The sequence below is a fragment of the Rhodoglobus sp. G.S.4 genome, from assembly GCF_056619605.1.
In genome coordinates, this window is record NZ_CM152748.1 from 2,313,151 (window position 1) to 2,333,049 (window position 19,899).

Consider the following 19,899-nt stretch of genomic DNA (forward strand, 5'->3'; position numbering starts at 1 on the left):
GAGCGAAAGATCGGCGAATATTGTGGTTCGGCACTCCTAAACTGGCCGTGTGCCCACATCCGACCCCCTCAGAATTGCGGATGTCTCTGCCGACGTCGCCCTGTTGGCCGGTGGCGGCACGGCCATTCTGTTGCAAATCGCGCACCCTGCTGTTGGTCGTGCGGTGGCTGAGCACAGCGACTTTGCGCGGCGCCCCTTGGATCGCCTCAACGGCACCCTCACGTATCTCTATGTCACGGTGTATGGCACGCCGGAGGAGGCTGCCGAGGTTGCGCGGCGGGTGGGTGCGGCTCATCGTCCGGTGCGGTCGGAGAGTTACGATGCCCGCGATCCCGCTCTGCAACTCTGGGTAGCTGCCACGCTCTATGACACGGCAATGCGGGTTCGTGAAGCCGTTTTTGGTCCGCTGCGCGAGGAAGATGCCGAAGCTCTACTCGCTGACTACGCGGTGATTGCGACTGCGCTCGGGGTTCCGCGTGCGCTGTGGCCTGCCGACCGGCCGGCATTCGCCCGCTACTGGAACGAGAGCCTGGCCTCGTTGAGCGTCACGGACGCGAGCCGAGGAGTCGCCGAACAGTTGCTGCATCCGACTGGTGGGCCGTGGTGGTTACGGTCATCGATGCCCCTCGTGCGCGTACTCACGGCCGGGTTTCTCAGTGCCGAGCTGCGCGATGCCTATGCGCTCCCCCACAGCCAGAAACGTTTCGACCGGATCATGCGGGTCTCCCGTACCGTGTATCCGCGTCTCCCGCAGTGGGTGAGGTTCGCGGCGCAACGGCGCTACCTCGCTCAGTTCCGGCGTTCAACCGCTAACGGTGCTGCCGCACTCTAGGCGAGAACGAACTCCACCGTTCCGCTAGCGATGTCGGCGGTCACGAGCCGTGCTCGCACCGTCGAGCCGGCCGAGACTGTGCCCTCAATGCGGGCGGTAATAACCGGATCTGCGATCTGGATGATGCCGCCACCAGCGCGCTCCGAAACGACCGTTGCATCAAACTCGTCTCCCACTCGCGCGCTCAAGAGTGCTGCCTCTATGGCATTGACCGAGGAACGATCCAACTGCGAGGCTAGTGAGCTTGTGCGCGCCATGATCTTGGGTAGTTCTGGGAGAGCTTTGCGCACCCACTTGGGCACACGGCGGTCAGAGATGATGGCTTCACAGGCGACGAGCACGAAACGATCGACGAGGCGGCGTAGCGGTGCCGTCGCGTGGGCATACGGTGCGGCGACCGCAGCTTGAATGGTTTCTTCGGGGTGTTCGCCGTCGAATACCGTGTACCCGGCTCCCCTGAAGAGTGATGTGGCGGCATGAATCGCGGCGAGCGCACGGGGATCGCTGTGGTCAAGGGCGCGCAGATACTCGCCATAGTTCTGGTTCTCGGGCCATGGGCATCCAAGACTGGCAACTTGGCGGCGAAACTGGTCGAGCGTTTCAGTGTCGGGTGCTGGCATTGTGCGCAAGATTCCCACGTTGCCTTCGAGCATGATGCGCGCGGCTTCCATGCCCGTCATGAGGGACACGTGAGCGTTGTACTGCTCGACGGGCAGCGGGCTGCGCCGCTCAAGAACATACGTGCCATCAACGAGCATTACTTCTTCGTCTGGACGGTTGAGACTTGCCCCGCCCCGCTCACGCTCGAGCTCGGCGCGCAGCCGGCCGAATTCGGGCAGCAACGATAGTGACTCATCAGCGAGTTCATTGTCGAGCAGATCTTGTACTTCGTCATAGTTGTATTGGCGACGGTTTCGTACGCGGGCACGCACCAGAGTTGTCGCGGTGACCTCACCCCTAGCATCCAAGTCAAAGGTCCAGACGAATGCTGGTCGTGTGGCACCGGCGAGCAACGACGCAGCGTTTTCGCTGATCACTGTGGGATGCAGCGGAATCCGGCCATCCGGCGCATACAGGGTTTGTCCACGCTTTCGAGCCTCCGCATCCACCGCCGAACCCGGCCACACAAAAGCGGGGACCTCGGCAATCGCATACAGCACCCGCAGTGTCTCGCCCGTGCGCTCGAGATAGAGCGCCTGATCAAGATCGGTCGCACCCTCTGGATCGATCGTGGCGAAGGGAATGTCGGTCAGATCAAGTTCTGGTGGCTCATACGCTGCGACGGCAGCCTCAGCCGCTTCTTCGACTTCAGCACTGAACCCGGTCGGCAGTGTGAGTTCTACCCGAACCTGCACGAGCGCTGCGGCAAGCGCGTCATCGGTGTCGTGCGGTCGAACGCGCGGAACGACAAGCCGCACTTCTCCGTGCGCCATGGTGCCCGAATAGTCGTGACTTTCGGAATCAAAGTTTCTCAATGGGAGCAATCTTGATCAGCAGACGCTTCCGTCCGGCGGTATCGAATTGAACATCGGCGATGCTCTTCGGGCCGTTGCCGGTCACCTGATTTACCGTGCCATCACCGAAATCAGTGTGACGGATGCGGTCGCCAGCCGCCAGAGTGAGATCACCATTGTCGCGAACCGTTGCTGTAATCGCATTGGCCCACTCGGTCTTTGCGCGCGGCGGTGCCGGAGGCAATCCACCAGACGCCGCTTCGCGAAGCGAGCTGGACCATGAGCCTCCGCCGCCGCCGTTGCCACGCCGCGCGTTGAGCGCCCGAGATTGGGGTCCGCCTCGTGAGTTCGACATGCCCGGAGACTGTTTCCACTCGATAAGGTCGGCCGGAATTTCTTGCAGGAAGCGACTCGGCATCGCAACGTTGACCTCGCCAAACTGGGCGCGGGTCATCGCAAGCGAAAGGAAGAGCCTCTTGCGCGCTCGTGTAATTCCGACATAGAAAAGTCGACGTTCCTCTGCTGGGCCGCCTGGCTCATTCGCCGACATGCGGTGCGGGAGGAGATCTTCTTCAACGCCGGTCAAGAATACGGCGTCGTATTCGAGTCCCTTTGCGGTGTGCAGCGTCATGAGGGAAACGGTTCCGCTGGAATCGTCGAGGTCATCGGCCGCGGCGACAAGTGAGACCTCGGTGAGGAAGTCCAGAAGAGTTCCGTCGGGATTGTTCTTTCCGAACTCCTTCGTGACCGCGATCAACTCATCGACGTTCTCGGCGCGAGCCTCATCCTGCGGGTCTAGCGATGCGCGCAACGCGCGAACATAGCCTGAACGATCCAAGAGTTCATTAAGGATGTCGGCAGGCTTAGCCGTTTCGACCTTCGCCATAACGTCATCAAGAAGTCGGGCAAGGTCAATAATTGCTTTCGTTACCTTCGGGCCGAGCCCTAGTTCGGCGGCATTGCGCATCGCATCCCGCAGGGTTACGCCCCGGTCATCCGCCCACGCCTGCAGCGCGGCTTCGGTCGCCGGACCAATGCCGCGCTTCGGGGTATTCATGATTCGACGCAGCGCCAGCGGATCTGCCGGGTTCGCGACCGCAATCAGGTAACCAAACGCATCTTTGATTTCCGCACGCTCGTAGAACTTCGTTCCGCCGAGCACCCGGTACGGCAGAGCTGCCCGGATGAAGATCTCTTCAAGGGCACGCGTCTGCGAGTTGGTGCGATAGAAGACCGCGACGTCTTTGTACGCAACGCCTTCGTCGTGCAGCTTCTGAATCTCATCCGCAATGAATTGCGCTTCATCATGACCCGAATAACCGGTGAAGCCGACAATCTTGTCGCCCTCACCGATCGTCGTGAAGAGCTTCTTGTCTTTGCGATCGAAGTTGTTCGAGATCACCGCATTGGCGGCATCCAAAATCGTCTGCGTCGAGCGATAGTTCTGTTCAAGCAGAATCACTGTCGAGCGGGGAAAGTCTCGCTCGAATTCAACAATGTTGCGGATGTCGGCTCCGCGGAACGCATAAATGGACTGGTCGCTGTCGCCGACCACGGTCAGCGACGCGGCCTCCGCTTCAGCGCCGGTGCTGCTGCCCTGCACGAGCATGCCCTGCGACGATTCAAACTGTTCAGGGGCTGGTGGTCTCGTGAGCTCGCGAATCAGCGAGTACTGAGCGTGGTTGGTGTCCTGATATTCGTCGACCAGGATGTGCTTGAAGCGGCGCTGGTAGGTGGCCGCGATGTGAGGAAACGCCCTAAACAGGTACACGGTTTGGCCAATGAGGTCGTCAAAGTCGAAAGCGTTGGCGTCGCTGAGTCCACGCGTGTAGCGCCGGAAGACTTCAAGGAACTTCTTCTCCGCCGGGTCGCTCATGTTGGCATCGCGAGCAAAACCGTCAACGTCGGTTAGCTCATTTTTGAGCTGAGAGATGCGGTTCGCCGCCTTGCTGACCGTCAACCCATACATGTCGGCGTCGAGCTCTTTGAGGATCCGCTTGAGCAGGGCCTTGCTGTCGGCAGAGTCGTAAATGGTGAAGTTTTTGGAGAACCCGAATGCTTCAGCTTCCCGACGCAAAATGCGCACGCAGGCGGAGTGGAAGGTGGAAATCCACATTCCCTCGGCGGTGTTGCCCACAATTGCCGCGACACGTTCGCGCATCTCGGCCGCAGCCTTGTTGGTAAAGGTGATCGCCAGAATCTGGCTCGGCCAGGCCTCTCTCGAGCGCAGCAGCCCCGCAATTCGGCGAGTGAGCACGCTCGTTTTTCCCGAGCCGGCGCCGGCAACAATCAGCAACGAGGGGCCACGATATTCGACCGCTTCACGCTGACGAGGGTTGAGCCCATCAAGCAGCGGGTCACGAACGGAATCGCCGTCTGCAGAACGGCCAGGGTCAGAGGGGTCAAAAACTGTCGTCATGGCTCCTCGACTCTACCCGCGCGCGGTGACGGCGAGGTCGGGTTGGTCGGCGAATACTCCGTCGAGACCGGAATCCATGAGGGTGCGGAACTCGCCGCGCCAGTCGCCAAACTTCTCGGGCTGTTTGCTTGAGCGATAGTTCTTCGGCAGAAAACGGTTCTCGGCTCGCAGAGTCCAACAAAATACGAGGAGCCCCGCGCTGTGAGCTCGCGAAACTAAGTCATTAGTCCCGGTGAGGTTTCCGGTGAGGTCCTTGGTCATGAGCATCTTCTTGTCGACACTGATTCCGTCAACCTCGCTCGCCAGCTGGGCTAGCCCGTCAGCAGTCAAGTGCTCGGCATAGTTGCGCGCTTGAGCTCCAAAACGCGCAATCAAGTCCGATGGCGCTCCACTACTTTCGAGCAAGAACACGAGCTTGCCGGGAATGCCTCGATCGCGGATGCGGTGCAGAACGCTCTGTTCGAATGATTCGATGATCAGGTTGTCTGCTGTCGCCCACTCGCTCACCTCTCTGGCGAAGAGTTCGTCGAGCGGCAGGCCAATCGACTCAAAGTAGCTCGCATGCTTGATCTCGGCCACGACTCGCAGTTGGCGTCGCTGTGCTTCGGGGTGCTGTTTCACAATTTCCAGCAGATCGCTCAGCCGCAGGATCGGTTCGGTGTCGTTGTACGCGACGTTCGCTGGGCGAATCTCCGGCAGGCGTTCGCGGGCGCGCAGGGTGGCGAGTTCGGCCCACGTGAAATCCTCGGTAAACCAGCCCGTCATCACTGTGCCATCGATCGTCTTTGACGTTCGGCGATCCGCAAACTCCGGATGATCAGCGACGTTGGTCGTTCCCGAGATCTCGTTCTCGTGCCGCAACACCAGCACGCCGTCACGGGTCGCGACAATGTCAGGCTCTACGGCATCCGCTCCCAGGGTGAATGCGAGATCGTAGGCGGCTCTGGTGTGTTCTGGGCGGTAGCCGCTGGCTCCGCGATGCCCGATCACAAGGGGGCTGGTGGTGGTGCTCATCGAGTCAAGAATATGCCGAAGTGCACCTGCGACTAATATTTAGGTATGCCCGAATGCGCGTCGTGCTCTGCACCAGTGCGGCCGGAGTGGAAGTTCTGTGTCTATTGCGGTGAACCCACCTCGGCAGATGCAGTGCGCCCTGCCCCGATTGTGGCCCCTCGCACTAATCCCGTCGCGATCCTCGCTCTCGCCCTGGCAGTGATTGGTGGGGCTCCGGCCCTAATCTTTGGGCACGTGGCGATCCGGCAGATTCGTGAGACCGGCGAGCGTGGACTGCTGATCGCTCGCATCGCTACCGTTCTCGGTTACGTCTGGCTTGTCGTCTGGGGCATCGTGTTGTACTCCCTGCTCACCAATGGCCGCTAGCGTTTCGGGAGCAACGGAGGGTTGGGAACCCGCCAGGCGCCTCCCACTGAAGTGGGGTCGCTATAACGACCGCTACTTTGTTGGCCTCGTGTTGATCATTGCCGGCGCACTGCACCTCCAGGGAGCCAACAACTACACCCTGATCATCCTGCTCATCGGCACAACGTCAACGGCGGTGGGCTGGTCGATTATGCCGTCGAGAGGATGGCGACGGATGATCGTGGTGCTGCCCACGATTACCCAAATCTGGCTCATGCTTACTGGCCCGATGTCGATGTGGACACTCACGATCCCTGTGCTGTGTTGGTTGATCGTTCGGCATCGGCCCCTTGTGTCGTATCTGGCTCTGGCTCTCCCCATTGCCAACGGCATCATCCTTCCTCGGTTCTATCAGGAGTACTCCTCCATGCCTGAGGCGCTCGCAATCTCGGCGGTGGTCGTCGTTGCTGCCGCGTGGCTCGCCCGAGCGATCGCTCACAGCGCAGCATCGCGGCGTTGAAACCCGGCATTTCTCAGCAAATTCCGGTAGTTTTATCGTGTGTCACTAACGTGTGACGCCACACCAAACAGAGGAATCATGGCACTCAATAACCCCGCTTTCTCCCGCGATGCTGCGTTTAGCTCGCGCGGCGGAGTCGCCGTAGCGAACCAGGTATCCAACCAGCAGCTCAACGACATGTACAACCAGGAGTCGGCCCCCGCCTCCAGTGATGTCATGACCGTTGAAGACACGATTGCCAAGACCGTTGGAGCCTTCGCGCTCCTGCTCGTCGGTGCAGCTATCGGCTGGATCGCCGACATGCCGCTGCTCTGGATCGGCGCCGGGCTCGTGGGCTTCGTACTCGCCCTCATCAACATCTTTAAGAAGCAGCCATCTGGCGCACTCGTGCTCGCGTACTCCGCGGTTGAGGGTGTCTTCGTCGGCGGCATCTCGCGTTACTACGAAACGGCCTTCGGCGGTGTAGTCACTCAGGCGGTGGTCGCCACCATCATCGTGGTCGGTGTAACGCTGGCTCTCTTCGCTAGCGGCAAGATTCGCGCATCAAAGAAGGCCACGAAAGTCTTCATGATCGCGCTTATCGGCTACGTGATCTTCACACTACTCAATGTTGTGTTGATGGCGACGGGCGTCGTTCAAAGCACGCAAGGCCTGCGCGACTTCAGCTTCATGGGCATTCCGCTCGGTGCCATCATCGGGGTACTAGTCGTGATCATGGCGGCGTACTCGCTTGTGCTCGACTTCGACCTCATCCAGCGTGGTGTCGCCAACCGCGTTCCCCGTGCCTACGGGTGGAAGGGTGCTTTCGGCATCATGGTCACCGTGATCTGGCTGTACCTCGAACTGCTGCGCTTCTTCTCGATCCTTCGCGACTAGCGCCACACAAGGGAGCAACGATAAGGTCCCGTCATTCCGGAATTAGCCGGAGTGACGGAGCCTTTCCATGTCGCTACGCCATCTGGCACACATCCCCAAGAGCGAATACCTCTCAGCGAGCACTTCTTAGATCGAATCGCGTGGCCAATGTGCAGAGTTGAGATCGATCCGAATACGCGTCGCTCAGCAGCCCGCGGTCGATTCATGAGCAATCATGGCCATGCAAGAAAGGGTTCCGATCCCTTAAGTTGTGTATCCAACCTTTTCTTCGAGTGAGCTCGAAAGCGGAGCGGACGCGGCAAAAGTATCCGCGGAACACCCCATTCGACCCCCATGCTTCAATCCCTTGAGCAACGTGGCGGAACTACCTAATCTCGGGATCAACACGCCATATCTGAAAAGTGCCTCCACACCAAGATCCTGGAACGAATGCGAGCGTTATCGAACTCCCAGCGCGAACGTTAGACCATCCTGTGTAACTTCTCCCCGCGACAAATATCAATGGAACGTTGTAACACGTTGCGCGAATCCGCACCTGTCCACTTGACGCAGCGTGGCATGTTATTCTCGCTGAGGAATTCCCGCTATAGACCGGTTCGTTACAATCAATGTACGGTGCCGCGCTTGCTGACTCGACGGGGTAAAGAGGCGCAACCCCGCCCAGCACTCCCAAAGTTAGCGCTGAAAACAATGCTACGACCCAGCGCGTTCTTGACCCAGCGTTGGTTTGTGTTTCGTTTGCCAGAATGTTCAATCTCGTCCTCCTTGAAGTTGTCTACTCAATTTCAAGATATTCGATTTAAATTCATTTTGCAAAAATGGAGGGTACCCCCCTCTCAAAAACCGCCGATCATTGCGCTTCGGCACCTCACCAGACCTAGATCGAGTCCTTCACGCGAGTCGCGTTCCGACGAGTTGCACATGCGCAAAGAGAACATCGGCTTTCCCTGCGCAACCCACGCACACCCTAAAAACCGTCTAAGTTCAAGCGTTCAACCCGAGCGGGCTATTCCCACTCAATCGTTCCTGGGGGCTTCGACGTGACGTCGAGAACCACGCGGTTCACGCCATCCACCTCATTGGTGATGCGGTTAGAAATCTTCGCGAGCACGTCATACGGCAACCGAGTCCAGTCGGCGGTCATCGCATCCTCAGATGAGACCGGGCGCAACACGATTGGGTGACCGTAGGTGCGACCATCGCCCTGCACTCCCACCGAACGAACATCGGCGAGAAGCACGACCGGGCACTGCCAGATCGTGTCATCGAGGCCAGCAGCGGTCAGCTCGGCGCGCGCAATCGCGTCGGCCTTGCGCAGTAGTTCAAGACGCTCGAAAGTGACTTCACCGATAATGCGGATGCCGAGACCGGGGCCAGGGAATGGCTGGCGGCCAACAATGACCTCCGGCAATCCCAGCTCGCGACCGATCGCGCGGACCTCATCCTTGAACAGTGTGCGCAGTGGCTCGACCAGGTCGAACTGCAAATCTTCGGGGAGCCCACCAACGTTGTGGTGGCTCTTAATGTTGGCGGTTCCGGTTCCTCCGCCACTTTCGACGACATCCGGGTACAGAGTTCCCTGCACGAGGAACTTCACGGTCTCGTCGCTGCCCTGTGTTTCGAGCACGAGTGCCTCAGCAGCATTCTCGAAGCTGCGAATGAACTCGCGGCCGATGATCTTGCGCTTCGTCTCGGGGTCAGTGACTCCGGCGAGAGCATCCATGAACTGGTCAACAGCATCGACGGTGACAAGGCGCACACCGGTCGAGGCGACGTAGTCCTCTTCGACTTGGCGGCGCTCATCCTGACGCAGCAAGCCGTGGTCAACGAAGATGCAGACAAGTTGATCGCCAACAGCCTCGTGCACAATCGCGGCAGCGACAGCAGAGTCAACTCCACCCGAAAGGCCACAAATGACGCGTGCCGAACCTACCTGCTCACGGATGCGCGCGACCTGCTCAGCGATCACATTTCCGCTGTTCCAGTCAGCAGGGATCCCCGCAGCATCGTGCAAGAAGTTCTCAAGCACGCTCTGGCCGAATTCGGAATGCTTCACCTCAGGGTGCCACTGCACTCCATAAAGTCCGCGCTCCTTGCTCGCGAACGCGGCAACCGGGGTCGCTTCGCTACTGGCAAGAACATCAAAACCGGCTGGCGCTTCCGTCACAGCGTCGCCGTGGCTCATCCAGACCGTCTGCTTGTTCGGCTGCTCGCCCAAGAGTGAACCGCCGTCGCCCTGAACCGTCATGTCGGTGGCGCCATATTCACGCAACCCGGTCTTGGCGACGGTGCCGCCGAGCTGACGGGCCATAACCTGAAAGCCATAGCAAATACCGAAGACAGGAATGCCGAGCTGCAGGATGCCCGGGTCGAGGTCGGGCGAACCCGGCTCATAGACACTCGACGGTCCACCGCTCAGCACGATGCCGGCCGGATTCTTGGCGGCGATCTCTGCCGCAGTGATGGTGTGAGGAACAATCTCGCTATACACGTTCGCCTCGCGCACGCGACGTGCGATCAGCTGGGCGTACTGCGCGCCGAAGTCAACAACGAGAACGGGGCGAGCGTTCGTGTCTGCGGAAGTGGCCGAGGAATCGGTCATGCGGAAGCCTTTGCGGAGTCAGCGCCCGCCGCTTTCACGGCTGCAGCGGATTCAATACGGGCAAGTTTCGCTTCAACGAAACGAGGAACCTGGCGCTCAAGAAAGAACGACAGAAGCGGAATAACACCACCAAGGGCGATGTACAAGAACCGCAAGAACGAGAAACGCGACAGGCGCCAGAGCACAAAGTCAGCGGCAACATAAAAGACGTAAAGCCAGCCGTGAACAATCAGGATGATCGTCGACACGTTGATGCCCTGCACCAACTCTTTCGGCGTGAGTGTGACAAACCCTGCCGGGCCGTTCAGCTCGATGTCTCCACCGAGCCCATAACGGAACACCATCATGAGGCAGAGCACAAGCAAGAAGCTGCCAGTAATGATCGACGAGACCTTGTAGAAAGACAGGGTGCGACGAATGCGCGGAAAATCAGAAAGCCGGGGACCAAGAGCCATAGCTCTAGTCTACGGCCGCGTCGGGCTCCAACTCTTCGCGCTCTTCTTCCCACACATCTCGCACGAGGCGGTACCACAGGAAGACGGCGAAGCCAGCGAAGACAACCCACTCGACGGCATAGAACACGTTGAGCAGATTGAGGGAAACCTCTGTCGACGGTGGCGGTGAATCGATGGCCTCGAGCCCGGCGGGTGCGTCAAAACTGACGACGTAGCCACCATAGGTTCCCGCCGGAACGTCCTCCCACAGATTGACCAGCTCCGACACCGCGAGGGCGCTGCACACTCCCGACTCGAAATCGGACTGTTGCGGTGACTCGGTTGGCAGCAGACGGCCGGTGAACGTCGACTGAGGCGACGAAGCCTCCAGTTGAGCAATGGCGGATGCCGCAGCATCCAGAGAAGGAGCCCACCCGAGCGCGATAGCGATGCTTGCCCCACTCTGCTCAACGCCATGACCTACGACCCAGTAACCCATACCGGCGGTGTTGCGCCGTTCCGAAAGCACCACGTAGTCGCCAGCCACGAGCTCTGCACTGAAGCTCACCGATTGACCGGTCGTGGCCGACGCCAAAGGATCTTGAGCCTTCGCCACTGAATCGAGGGCGACAAGGCTCTCACTCTGTTGCTCGGTGATCTCGCCGCCTTCAAGGCTCCGGCTGAGCTGCCACTGGCCAAGCGCGGCGAAACTAGACGCTATGACCAGCGCGAGCACGAGAGCACCAATCCAGCGCGGGCGACGTGCAATCTGCCACATCGTTGCTGGCGCTACCGGCGCAGCCGCCACTGGTGTCGTGCCTTGTGCTCCTGGCGCAGAATCCGTCGTACTCACTCGCTAACGATATCTGGTGCTTCGAGCCTCACCCGATCAGCCGACTCATCATCTGGCTGCTTCTGGCTCGCAAGTTCCGCCTCAACCCGCTGGAGATAGCGCTCGACTTCAACCGTTGTCTTCGCGGAGTCCCACCCCAATACATTCGCCATGAGCTCTGCCGCGACCGGGGCCGCCGACACGCCACGGTCCCATGCCTCAATCGATATACGAGTGCGACGAGCCAACACGTCGTCGAGGTGGAGCGCACCCTCGTGGCTGGCCGCATAAACAACTTCGGCCGCAATGTAGTCATCGGCGCCCGGGAGTGCCTCTGCCAGTTTCGGGTTGCTACGAACAAGTTCGAGCACTTCAGTGGCGAGCACTCCGTACCGATTGAGAAGGTGCTCAACGCGAGAGCGGTGAAGACCAAAGGTGCGGGCGAGAGTGGAGCGTTTGTTCCACGCAGCCCGATACCCTTCAGCGCCGAGCAGCGCGACATCTTCGGTGATGCTCGGGGAGATCCTGCCATCGAGCGCATCCACCGCGGCATCCACGGCATCCTTCGCCATGATTCGATAGGTCGTCCATTTACCGCCAGCGACAACAACGAGCCCTGGAACGCTGTGAGTCACGATGTGCTCGCGGCTGAGCTTGGAGGTCAGGTCTGACTCTCCCGCGAGCAGAGGCCGCAATCCGGCAAATACACCCTCGACGTCGTCGCGAGTCAGCGGCACGGCGAGCACTTTGTTGACGCGTTCAAGTAAATAGTCGATGTCGGCTGCGGTAGCCGCCGGGTGCGCTTTGTCAAGATCCCAGTCGGTGTCTGTCGTTCCGATGAGCCAGTGCCGGCCCCACGGAATGACGAAAAGAACGCTCTTTTCCGTGCGCAGCAGTAGGCCGAGTTTCGACTGGAACCGATCGCGAGGCACGACCAAGTGAACGCCTTTAGACGCCCTCACTCTGAACTGTCCACGCTCACCGACCATTCCTTGAGTGTCATCAGTCCACACGCCGGTCGCATTCACCACCTGCTTAGCGCGGATCTCAAACTTCTCGCCGGTCTCAAGATCGTGCGCCATGACTCCGACTACGCGCTCGCCGACTTTCACGAAATTCTCGACCCGAACTCGGTTCGCCACGTGGGCGCCATAGAAGCTTGCGGTGCGCGCGAGCGTTGAGACATATCGTGCGTCGTCGACTTGGGCATCGTAATAAGTGAGCCCGCCGCGGAAGGCATCCGAGCGCAGGCTCGGTGCCGCTCGTAACATTTGCTGTCGTGTCAGGTGCCGGTGATGCGGAACGCCGGGAGGTCGTCCCCCGGAGTAACTGAGGATGTCGTACAGCAACATTCCCGCACCGATATATAGCCGCTCGAAGATCGGCTTCGTCACGGGATAGAGAAAACGCACCGGGCGCACGAGATGAGGTGCAATCCGTTGCAAGAGCAATCCGCGTTCCTTGAGAGCTTCGCGAACGAGTCGAAAGTCGAGCTGCTCCAAATAGCGGATGCCGCCGTGCACTAACTTCGACGATCGACTTGACGTGCCAGAAGCCCAGTCGCGGGCCTCAACCATGCCGACGTTCAACCCGCGCGTCGCAGCATCCAGCGCACTGCCCGTGCCGACGATGCCGCCACCGATCACGAGAATGTCGAGTTCGTTTTCACGAAGCGCGGCGATTGCACTCGCGCGCTGTTCTGCGCTCAGTGCTGCTGTCTGGGATTTCGCTTGGGGTTTAGCCATTCATAAATCCTCTTGCGTGCGGCTGATCTCTGGCTGTGAACGTGTTGCCGCAGCGCTCACCGTGACTGCGCGTTACAGGGTGTTGTAGGGAGCCACAACGACGTCGACCCGCTGGAACTCTTTCAGGTCGGAGTAGCCAGTTGTTGCCATTGAGCGACGCAGGGCACCAATCAGGTTGGACTGGCCATTCGGGTGCGACGACGGTCCGTTGAGGATTTCGGCGAGAGGCGCGAGCTGGCCAACCTCGACACGATTGCCGCGAGGGAGCTCGGAGTGGTGCGCTTCTTGACCCCAGTGGTATCCGCCACCCGGGGCATCCGTAGCGCGCGCAAGTGTGCTGCCAAGCATGACGGCATCGGCACCGACCGCAATTGCTTTCACAATGTCGCCGCTTGTGCCGAGTCCGCCATCGGCGATCACGTGAACGTAGCGGCCGCCGGACTCATCCATGTAGTCGCGGCGTGCACCAGCAACGTCGGCGACTGCGGTTGCCATGGGAGCGTGGATGCCCAGGCTTGAGCGTGTGGTGCTTGCCGCACCGCCGCCGAAGCCGACGAGCACTCCGGCAGCACCGGTGCGCATGAGGTGGAGTGCTGCGGTGTAGCTAGCTGCACCACCGACGATGACGGGAACATCGAGTTCGTAAATGAACTCTTTAAGGTTGAGTGGTTCGCTTGACTTAGATACGTGCTCAGCGCTCACGGTCGTGCCGCGGATGACGAACAGGTCGACGCCAGCATCAAGAACTGTCTGGTGGAGTTCTTTCGTGCGCTGTGGGCTGAGTGCTCCAGCGACGGGCACTCCGGCTTCACGGATTTCGGCGAGACGCTGAGTGACGAGTTCTGGTTTGATCGGCTCGGCGTAGAGCTGCTGCATGCGCGCCGTTGCCTGATCGGCCGGCAGATGACGGATCTCTTCGAGCACTGGCTCGGGGTTCTCATAACGGGTCCAGAGACCTTCGAGGTCGAGCACTCCAAGCCCGCCGAGCTTGCCCATCGTGATCGCGGTCGCTGGCGATACAACGGAGTCCATGGGAGCCGCGATAACGGGGATATCAAAGGTGTAGGCGTCAATCGTCCAGCTCACCGACACATCACGAGGATCACGCGTTCGGCGCGACGGCACGATAGCGATGTCATCAAAGGAGTAGACGCGGCGAGCGCGCTTGGCGCGGCCAATCTCGAAATCATTCACTGCTCTAGCCTACCCGGCCAGCGATTGACAGCCATTGAACAAACGTTTAGTTTATTAAACATGCGTTCAAGAGTCGATGATTCCACCACCAAAGCGCGCATCCGCGACGCCGCGATTCGACTCATCGGGCAGAACGGGTTCGCCGCGACAAGCGCCCGCGCTGTCGCGACTGAAGCAGGAGTGAGTGCCGGCCTCGTCATCCACCACTTTGGAAGCATGCGTGAGCTCAAAGCCGCGTGCGATGACTTCATCATCGGCGAGGTCACCCACCGCAAAGCCGGTCTCGGCGAAGGAGACATCAGTGCGGCAGTCAGCGAGTGGTACGCCGACCTCCCCAAATTCGAGCCGTGGCTCAACTATCTAGGCCGCCTCTTCACCGACGATTCTGCCGCCGGGGCAGACCTTTTCGACCGCTTCGTCGCCATGTCCCACACCATGCTCCTTGAGGGAGTTGCCAGCGGAGCCGTCACGCCAAGCGCCGACGAACACGCCCGCGCCATACTGCTCGTCACCCACAGCCTCTCGACTCTCACGCTGCAAAGTCACATCGCCCGCAGTCTCGGCAGCGGCCAACTCAGTCTCGACAGTCTTAGCCGCATGGGCAATGCTGCCCTCGAGCTCTATACCCACGGGATCTACACCGACAGCACGGCCCTTGATGCGTCCCGCGCCGCTTCGCACGCCGCCTCGCAAGCCGCATCACCGCCACCGCGACACGTGCATGATCCGGATGCGGATCCTCCGGCCAGCGAGGCTCCCTCCAGCACGCACACCCCCTCAACGACTCCCTCCTAGGAAGGACCGGGCTCCGCCCCACCCATGACTTACGCGATAGAAACTCAGGCACTCACCAAGCGTTACGGCAAAAACACTGCCCTCGACGGTGTGGATCTCGCCGTAGAAACCGGCAGCGTGTTCGGCATGATCGGCCCCAATGGTGCCGGCAAGACGACCGCGATGCGGCTACTGCTCGACATCATTCGCCCCACCTCCGGCAGCGCAACCGTGCTCGGCCAGTCCCCCATCGCTGGCGGTGCTGCATTGCGCCGCGACATCGGATTCCTCCCGGGCGAACTTCTCCTCGAGGGCCGCGTCACTGGTCGCTCACTGCTCAAGCACTACGCCGAAATCAGCGGCCGCGTTGCGCCAGACCGCATCGACTCGCTCGCTGAACGGCTGGGGCTCGACCTCACCCGCCACGTGCGGACCCTTTCCAAAGGCAACAAGCAAAAGCTCGGCCTCGTGCAGGCGTTCATGCATGAGCCCAAGCTGCTCGTGCTCGACGAACCAACGAGCGGTCTCGATCCGCTCGTGCAACAAGAATTCCTCTCGATGGTGCGCGAAGCCCAACACAAAGGCCAAACCGTGTTCCTCAGCTCTCACGTCTTGAGCGAAATCCAGAACGCTGCCGATCAAGTCGCGGTGCTCCGCAACGGCACCGTGGTGAAAGTTGGTGACGTCGCCAGCCTGCGAGCGAGCGCCATCCGTCGTGTCGTCATCGACTTCACGGATACCGCAACCGACGACATCCGCACCGCCTTGCTAGCCCTGCCGCAACTCGACAACCTCACCGTCGCTGATGGCGAGCTGATTCAGGTCACTGGCACCGTCGAGGGACACATCGACGCTCTCGTCAAGGCCATCGCCCCCTTCCACGTGGTCGACCTGCGGGTGGAAGAGCAAGATCTCGAATCGTCGGTTATCGACCTCTACTCGAATGAGGCAAACAAATGAGCGAGAACATGACCCGCAGTATTTTGCCCCTCACGCGCCGCAACCTTGCGGACTCGTGGCGAGGGCTACTGGGCTGGACGGCAGGAATCACGGGAGCGATATTTCTGTACGTGCCGCTGTACTCCTCGTTCTCGGGCGACAACGCGGGCTTTGACGAAGTAATCAAATCCCTCCCCGAAGGCCTAGCGAGCACTCTCGGCTTCGAAGACCTCACAAGCGGAGCTGGCTACGTGCAGGCGACATTCCTTGGCCTGATCGGATTCGTCCTCTTCACCATCGCTGCCACGCTCTGGAGCTCGGCGGCGATTGCGGGCGACGAAGAATCCGGTTCGCTCGAACTCACCCTTGCCCACAGTGTCTCCCGTGTGCAGATCATGGTCGAGCGCAGTCTCGGTGTCATCCTTCGACTGCTGTGGCTCAGTGTCGTTTCGGCGCTACTAATTCTCGCGCTCAACGACTCGTCCGGGATTGACCTTGAGCCTGTCCATGTGATCGGCGGATGCTTGGCGCTGTTCGGCTTGGGAGTGCTCGCGGCCAGCTGTGGCCTCGCCGTTGGCGCCATCACGGGCCGTCGGAGTTTTGCCTCTGCGGCGGCAGCCGGAATCGCCCTGCTCGGGTACATCCTCAACTCACTCGGCAACCAAAGCGCAGACGTCGAATGGCTGCACAACCTCTCGCCGTACCACTGGGCGTTCGGTAACTCTCCACTGAGCGAGGGAGCCGACTGGGGCTCCCTCGGGCTCATCTTCGGCATCTCCGCCGTCGTGCTCGTGCTCGGCGGAGTCGTCTTCAACCGCCGCGACGTCTCCGCCTAGCGGAGCGCGCTGAGGTTCTAGCGACGGTAGTTCGGTGCCTCAACAACCATCTGGATGTCGTGGGGATGCGATTCTTTCAGTCCGGCGGCAGTGATCCGCACGAACTTGCCCTTCGTTTGCAGCTGATCGACAGTGCGGGCACCCGTGTAGAACATCGACTGGCGGAGGCCGCCGAGCAACTGGTACATCACCGTGGAGACGGGGCCGCGATAGGGGACCTGGCCTTCGATGCCCTCGGGGATCAGCTGGTCGTCGGAAGGAACATCCGCTTGGAAGTAACGGTCACGCGAGTACGAGGTCTTCTTGCCTCGTGTTTGCATCGCACCGAGTGAACCCATGCCGCGATAGCTCTTGAACTGTTTTCCATTAAGGAAGATGAGATCACCAGGGCTCTCATCGGTACCAGCAAGCAGAGAACCAAGCATGACAGTGTCTGCCCCGGCTACGAGTGCCTTGGCAATATCTCCGGAGTACTGAAGGCCACCGTCGGCGATCACCGGGATTCCGGCTGGTCGAGCGGCCAACGATGCCTCGTAGACGGCCGTAACCTGTGGAACCCCGACACCAGCAACAACGCGGGTAGTGCAGATCGAGCCGGGCCCGACACCAACCTTCACGGCATCGACACCCGCGTCGATAAGTGCCTGCGCTCCGGAACGTGTAGCGACGTTGCCGCCGATCACGTCAATAGCGTCGAAGGAGGAATCAGCTTTCATCCGTCGGACTATGTCGATGACTCCAGCTGACTCACCATTTGCGGTGTCAACAACAATCACATCGACGCCGGCATCGCGGAGTCGCTCAGCACGTTCCCACGCATCACCGAAGAAACCGATGGCTGCGCCAACTCGAAGTCGACCTTCGTCATCTTTTGTCGCGTTGGGGTACTGGTCGGTCTTCTCAAAGTCTTTGACAGTAATGAGGCCGATGAGCTTGCCGCTGTCGTCAACGAGCGGCAGCTTCTCAATCTTGTGCTGATTGAGGAGTGCAATAGCGCCGTCGCGGTCGATACCGACCGGTGCGGTAATGAGGGGCATCACCGTCATAACATCGCGCACCAGCGTTGAGTCCATGTTCTCTGGTTCGATGAAGCGCATGTCGCGGTTGGTGACGATTCCCACGAGGGTTCCGTCCTCCTCGATAACGGGTACTCCCGAAATTCGGAACTGACCGCACAAAGCATCAACTTCCGCAAGGGTGGCTTGTTGCGTAGTTGTTACCGGATTGGTAATCATGCCGGATTCGCTGCGCTTGACCTTGTCAACGAAGGCGGCCTGATCGTCGATCGAAAGGTTGCGGTGAAGCACTCCGAGGCCACCATTTCGGGCCATCGCGATCGCCATTCTGGCCTCGGTGACGGTGTCCATTGCCGACGAAATGAGGGGCGAAGACAGCCGAATCCTGCGGGTAAGACGTGAACTGGTGTCAGCATCGCTCGGAATCACATCGGTGTGACCGGGTAAGAGCATCACGTCGTCGTAGGTGAGTCCGACAAAGCCGAAGGGGTCAGGCTGTTCCATGTTAAATATTCCTTGCACCAGGAGCGTGAAACCGGCGATCTTGTGTTAAATCTGCGGCCAATCAATATTAACGGGTTTCCTGCGAGAACATTCCCCCGCATAATGGCTTCACCGCTTTGTACCTGACAAGCATTTGTATGTCAGACACAATCGGCCGGTGTCTTCAATGCCGTAGACACGTCAGAACCCGCGGGATTCTTGATCCCGGCTGGGTCCCTTCCTGGAGGTCCTGTGAACACAGCGGAATATCGCCGCACGCGGCGGAAAAATCGACGGGGAGTGCTCGTCGCACTCATCGTTGCTCTTTCCGCTGCCTTCTCTCTGATGGCCATGCCCGCCATGGCCGACGAGGTTAACGTCGACGAATACGACAACAGCATTATCGGTAACGTCAAACTCGAAAGTGTGCCTCTCGAAGGTGTGCTGCTCACCATCTCTGGTGGTGGCTACGAGGTTGAAGTTGAGACTGATGCTGATGGTCAATGGAAAGTTGGCGTACCCGACGGTGACGAGTTCAGCGTCACGCTAGATGAATCGACACTGCCAGACGGCATCGCAGTGATTGATGAGACTGGTGCAGACGACACCCCGAACGTTAAAGAAGCGATGATCGGCCCGAGTGGCTCTACAGTCATGAACTTCTTTATCGGGCGCGGTGAACGCAACGTCACCAGCTTCTTCGACCAGTTCGTCGAGCGCATTGTCAATGGCCTCAACTTCGGGCTCATGCTCGGACTTGCCGCAATTGGCATCTCGCTCGTCTACGGAACTACAGGTCTCTCCAACTTCGCTCACGCAGAAATGGTGACGTTTGGCGCGGTGATGGCACTGATTGTGTCGGTCGACCTTGGTCAACCCGTCTGGTTTGCCATACCGATAGCGGTGTTATTGAGCGCCGGCTTTGGCTGGGCGCTCGACGCGGGTCTCTGGAAACCGTTGCGCAAGAAGGGCGTAGGAATCGTCCAGCTGATGATTGTCTCCATCGGCCTCTCGCTGGCACTTCGCTACACTTTCCAGTACTTCCGCGGTGGCGGAACCGAGCAACTGCCCGGTTCTGACTCCCCAGACATCCCCCTCTTCGGATCGGTGTCGCTCAGCCAGACCAACATGATCAGCATGGTTGTCAGCATCGTCGTGATCTGCATCTTCGCGTGGTGGTTGGTGAAGACCAAGATTGGTAAAGCAACTCGGGCCGTCTCCGACAACCCGTCGTTGGCAGCCGCATCCGGTATCGATGTCGACCAGGTTGTTCGGGTCGTGTGGATCTTGGCAGCAGCAATGGCCGGTCTCGCTGGCGTGCTGTGGGCTTACTTCCGACCAGGAATCCGCTGGGACATGGGTGCGCAGATCCTGCTGCTCGTATTCGCGGCGGTCACCCTCGGTGGACTTGGCACAGCGTTCGGTGCGCTGGTTGGTTCGATCATCGTCGGAATCCTCGTTGAGACCTCGAGCCTCTTCATTCCATCCGACCTGAAGTATGTGGGTGCCCTAGTCGTGCTCATCGTCATCTTGTTGTTCAGACCTCAGGGCATCCTGGGTCGAAAAGAGAGAATAGGTTAGGGG

At 59.9% G+C, this 19,899-nt stretch carries 17 protein-coding genes; 8 read left to right on the forward strand and 9 right to left on the reverse strand.

The window, feature by feature from the left end; translation table 11 throughout:
- Positions 1–49 precede the first annotated feature (49 nt).
- Complete coding sequence (locus AC061P_RS11400; protein WP_449647392.1) at positions 50–832, forward strand: oxygenase MpaB family protein; 783 nt, start codon at positions 50–52, stop codon at positions 830–832.
- Here the strand turns inward: AC061P_RS11400 and AC061P_RS11405 are convergent.
- Genes AC061P_RS11405 through AC061P_RS11415 form a run of 3 tightly spaced genes read right to left on the reverse strand, consistent with a single transcriptional unit; the run spans position 829 to position 5,719 of the window.
- Positions 829–2,265 carry an RNB domain-containing ribonuclease gene (locus AC061P_RS11405; protein ID WP_449647393.1) on the reverse strand — a complete coding sequence of 479 codons (1,437 nt, stop codon included), beginning with the start codon at positions 2,263–2,265 and terminating at the stop codon, positions 829–831. The genes AC061P_RS11400 and AC061P_RS11405 overlap by 4 nt on opposite strands.
- A gap of 28 nt (positions 2,266–2,293) precedes the next feature.
- Complete coding sequence (locus tag AC061P_RS11410; RefSeq protein WP_449647394.1) at positions 2,294–4,705, reverse strand: ATP-dependent helicase; 2,412 nt, start codon at positions 4,703–4,705, stop codon at positions 2,294–2,296.
- A 12-nt stretch (positions 4,706–4,717) separates the two neighbouring features.
- Positions 4,718–5,719 (reverse strand): glycerophosphodiester phosphodiesterase family protein, encoded by a 1,002-nt coding sequence (locus AC061P_RS11415; protein WP_449647395.1) that lies wholly within the window; start codon positions 5,717–5,719, stop codon positions 4,718–4,720.
- A 45-nt stretch (positions 5,720–5,764) separates the two neighbouring features.
- On the opposite strand from AC061P_RS11415, the gene AC061P_RS11420 reads away from it, so the two are divergent.
- From AC061P_RS11420 to AC061P_RS11430, 3 genes are all read left to right on the forward strand, one after another.
- Complete coding sequence (locus AC061P_RS11420) at positions 5,765–6,085, forward strand: DUF4190 domain-containing protein (protein ID WP_449647396.1); 321 nt, start codon at positions 5,765–5,767, stop codon at positions 6,083–6,085.
- Positions 6,075–6,584: a hypothetical protein gene (locus AC061P_RS11425; protein ID WP_449647397.1), complete on the forward strand. Its 510-nt coding sequence runs from the start codon at positions 6,075–6,077 to the stop codon at positions 6,582–6,584. Before AC061P_RS11420 ends, AC061P_RS11425 begins: the two co-directional genes overlap by 11 nt.
- A gap of 78 nt (positions 6,585–6,662) precedes the next feature.
- On the forward strand, positions 6,663–7,460 hold the full coding sequence (locus AC061P_RS11430) for a Bax inhibitor-1/YccA family protein (protein WP_480391250.1): 798 nt from the start codon (positions 6,663–6,665) through the stop codon (positions 7,458–7,460).
- Positions 7,461–8,466: 1,006 nt separating this feature from the next.
- Here the strand turns inward: AC061P_RS11430 and guaA are convergent.
- The 5 genes from guaA to AC061P_RS11455 all read right to left on the reverse strand — a co-directional run bounded on the left by guaA (position 8,467) and on the right by AC061P_RS11455 (position 14,267).
- Entirely contained in the window at positions 8,467–10,062 is a 1,596-nt protein-coding gene (gene guaA / locus AC061P_RS11435) for a glutamine-hydrolyzing GMP synthase (RefSeq protein WP_449647399.1), read from the reverse strand.
- On the reverse strand, positions 10,059–10,517 hold the full coding sequence (locus AC061P_RS11440) for a DUF3817 domain-containing protein (RefSeq protein ID WP_449647400.1): 459 nt from the start codon (positions 10,515–10,517) through the stop codon (positions 10,059–10,061). Before AC061P_RS11440 ends, guaA begins: the two co-directional genes overlap by 4 nt.
- 4 nt (positions 10,518–10,521) lie before the next feature.
- Positions 10,522–11,349, reverse strand: coding sequence for an SURF1 family protein (locus AC061P_RS11445; protein WP_480391251.1), 828 nt, complete (start codon positions 11,347–11,349; stop codon positions 10,522–10,524).
- A complete protein-coding gene (locus tag AC061P_RS11450; protein WP_480391252.1) occupies positions 11,346–13,073 on the reverse strand; it encodes a glycerol-3-phosphate dehydrogenase/oxidase in 1,728 nt (575 codons plus the stop codon). Before AC061P_RS11450 ends, AC061P_RS11445 begins: the two co-directional genes overlap by 4 nt.
- 72 nt (positions 13,074–13,145) lie before the next feature.
- On the reverse strand, positions 13,146–14,267 hold the full coding sequence (locus AC061P_RS11455; protein ID WP_449647403.1) for a GuaB3 family IMP dehydrogenase-related protein: 1,122 nt from the start codon (positions 14,265–14,267) through the stop codon (positions 13,146–13,148).
- A 60-nt stretch (positions 14,268–14,327) separates the two neighbouring features.
- On the opposite strand from AC061P_RS11455, the gene AC061P_RS11460 reads away from it, so the two are divergent.
- The 3 genes from AC061P_RS11460 to AC061P_RS11470 are packed head-to-tail and all read left to right on the forward strand — an operon-like array spanning position 14,328 to position 16,816.
- Positions 14,328–15,062 carry a TetR/AcrR family transcriptional regulator gene (locus AC061P_RS11460; protein WP_480391253.1) on the forward strand — a complete coding sequence of 245 codons (735 nt, stop codon included), beginning with the start codon at positions 14,328–14,330 and terminating at the stop codon, positions 15,060–15,062.
- Positions 15,063–15,086: 24 nt separating this feature from the next.
- Positions 15,087–16,001, forward strand: coding sequence for an ABC transporter ATP-binding protein (locus AC061P_RS11465; RefSeq protein WP_480391254.1), 915 nt, complete (start codon positions 15,087–15,089; stop codon positions 15,999–16,001).
- Entirely contained in the window at positions 15,998–16,816 is an 819-nt protein-coding gene (locus tag AC061P_RS11470; protein WP_480391255.1) for an ABC transporter permease subunit, read from the forward strand. The genes AC061P_RS11465 and AC061P_RS11470 overlap by 4 nt, the downstream gene beginning before the upstream one ends.
- Positions 16,817–16,833: 17 nt before the next feature.
- Here AC061P_RS11470 and guaB read toward each other — a convergent pair whose 3' ends face one another.
- Positions 16,834–18,336, reverse strand: a complete 1,503-nt coding sequence (gene guaB, locus AC061P_RS11475) for an IMP dehydrogenase (protein ID WP_480391256.1) — start codon at positions 18,334–18,336, stop codon at positions 16,834–16,836.
- Between the two features lie 279 nt (positions 18,337–18,615).
- On the opposite strand from guaB, the gene AC061P_RS11480 reads away from it, so the two are divergent.
- Positions 18,616–19,896: a branched-chain amino acid ABC transporter permease gene (locus AC061P_RS11480; protein ID WP_449648202.1), complete on the forward strand. Its 1,281-nt coding sequence runs from the start codon at positions 18,616–18,618 to the stop codon at positions 19,894–19,896.
- Positions 19,897–19,899 lie beyond the last annotated feature (3 nt).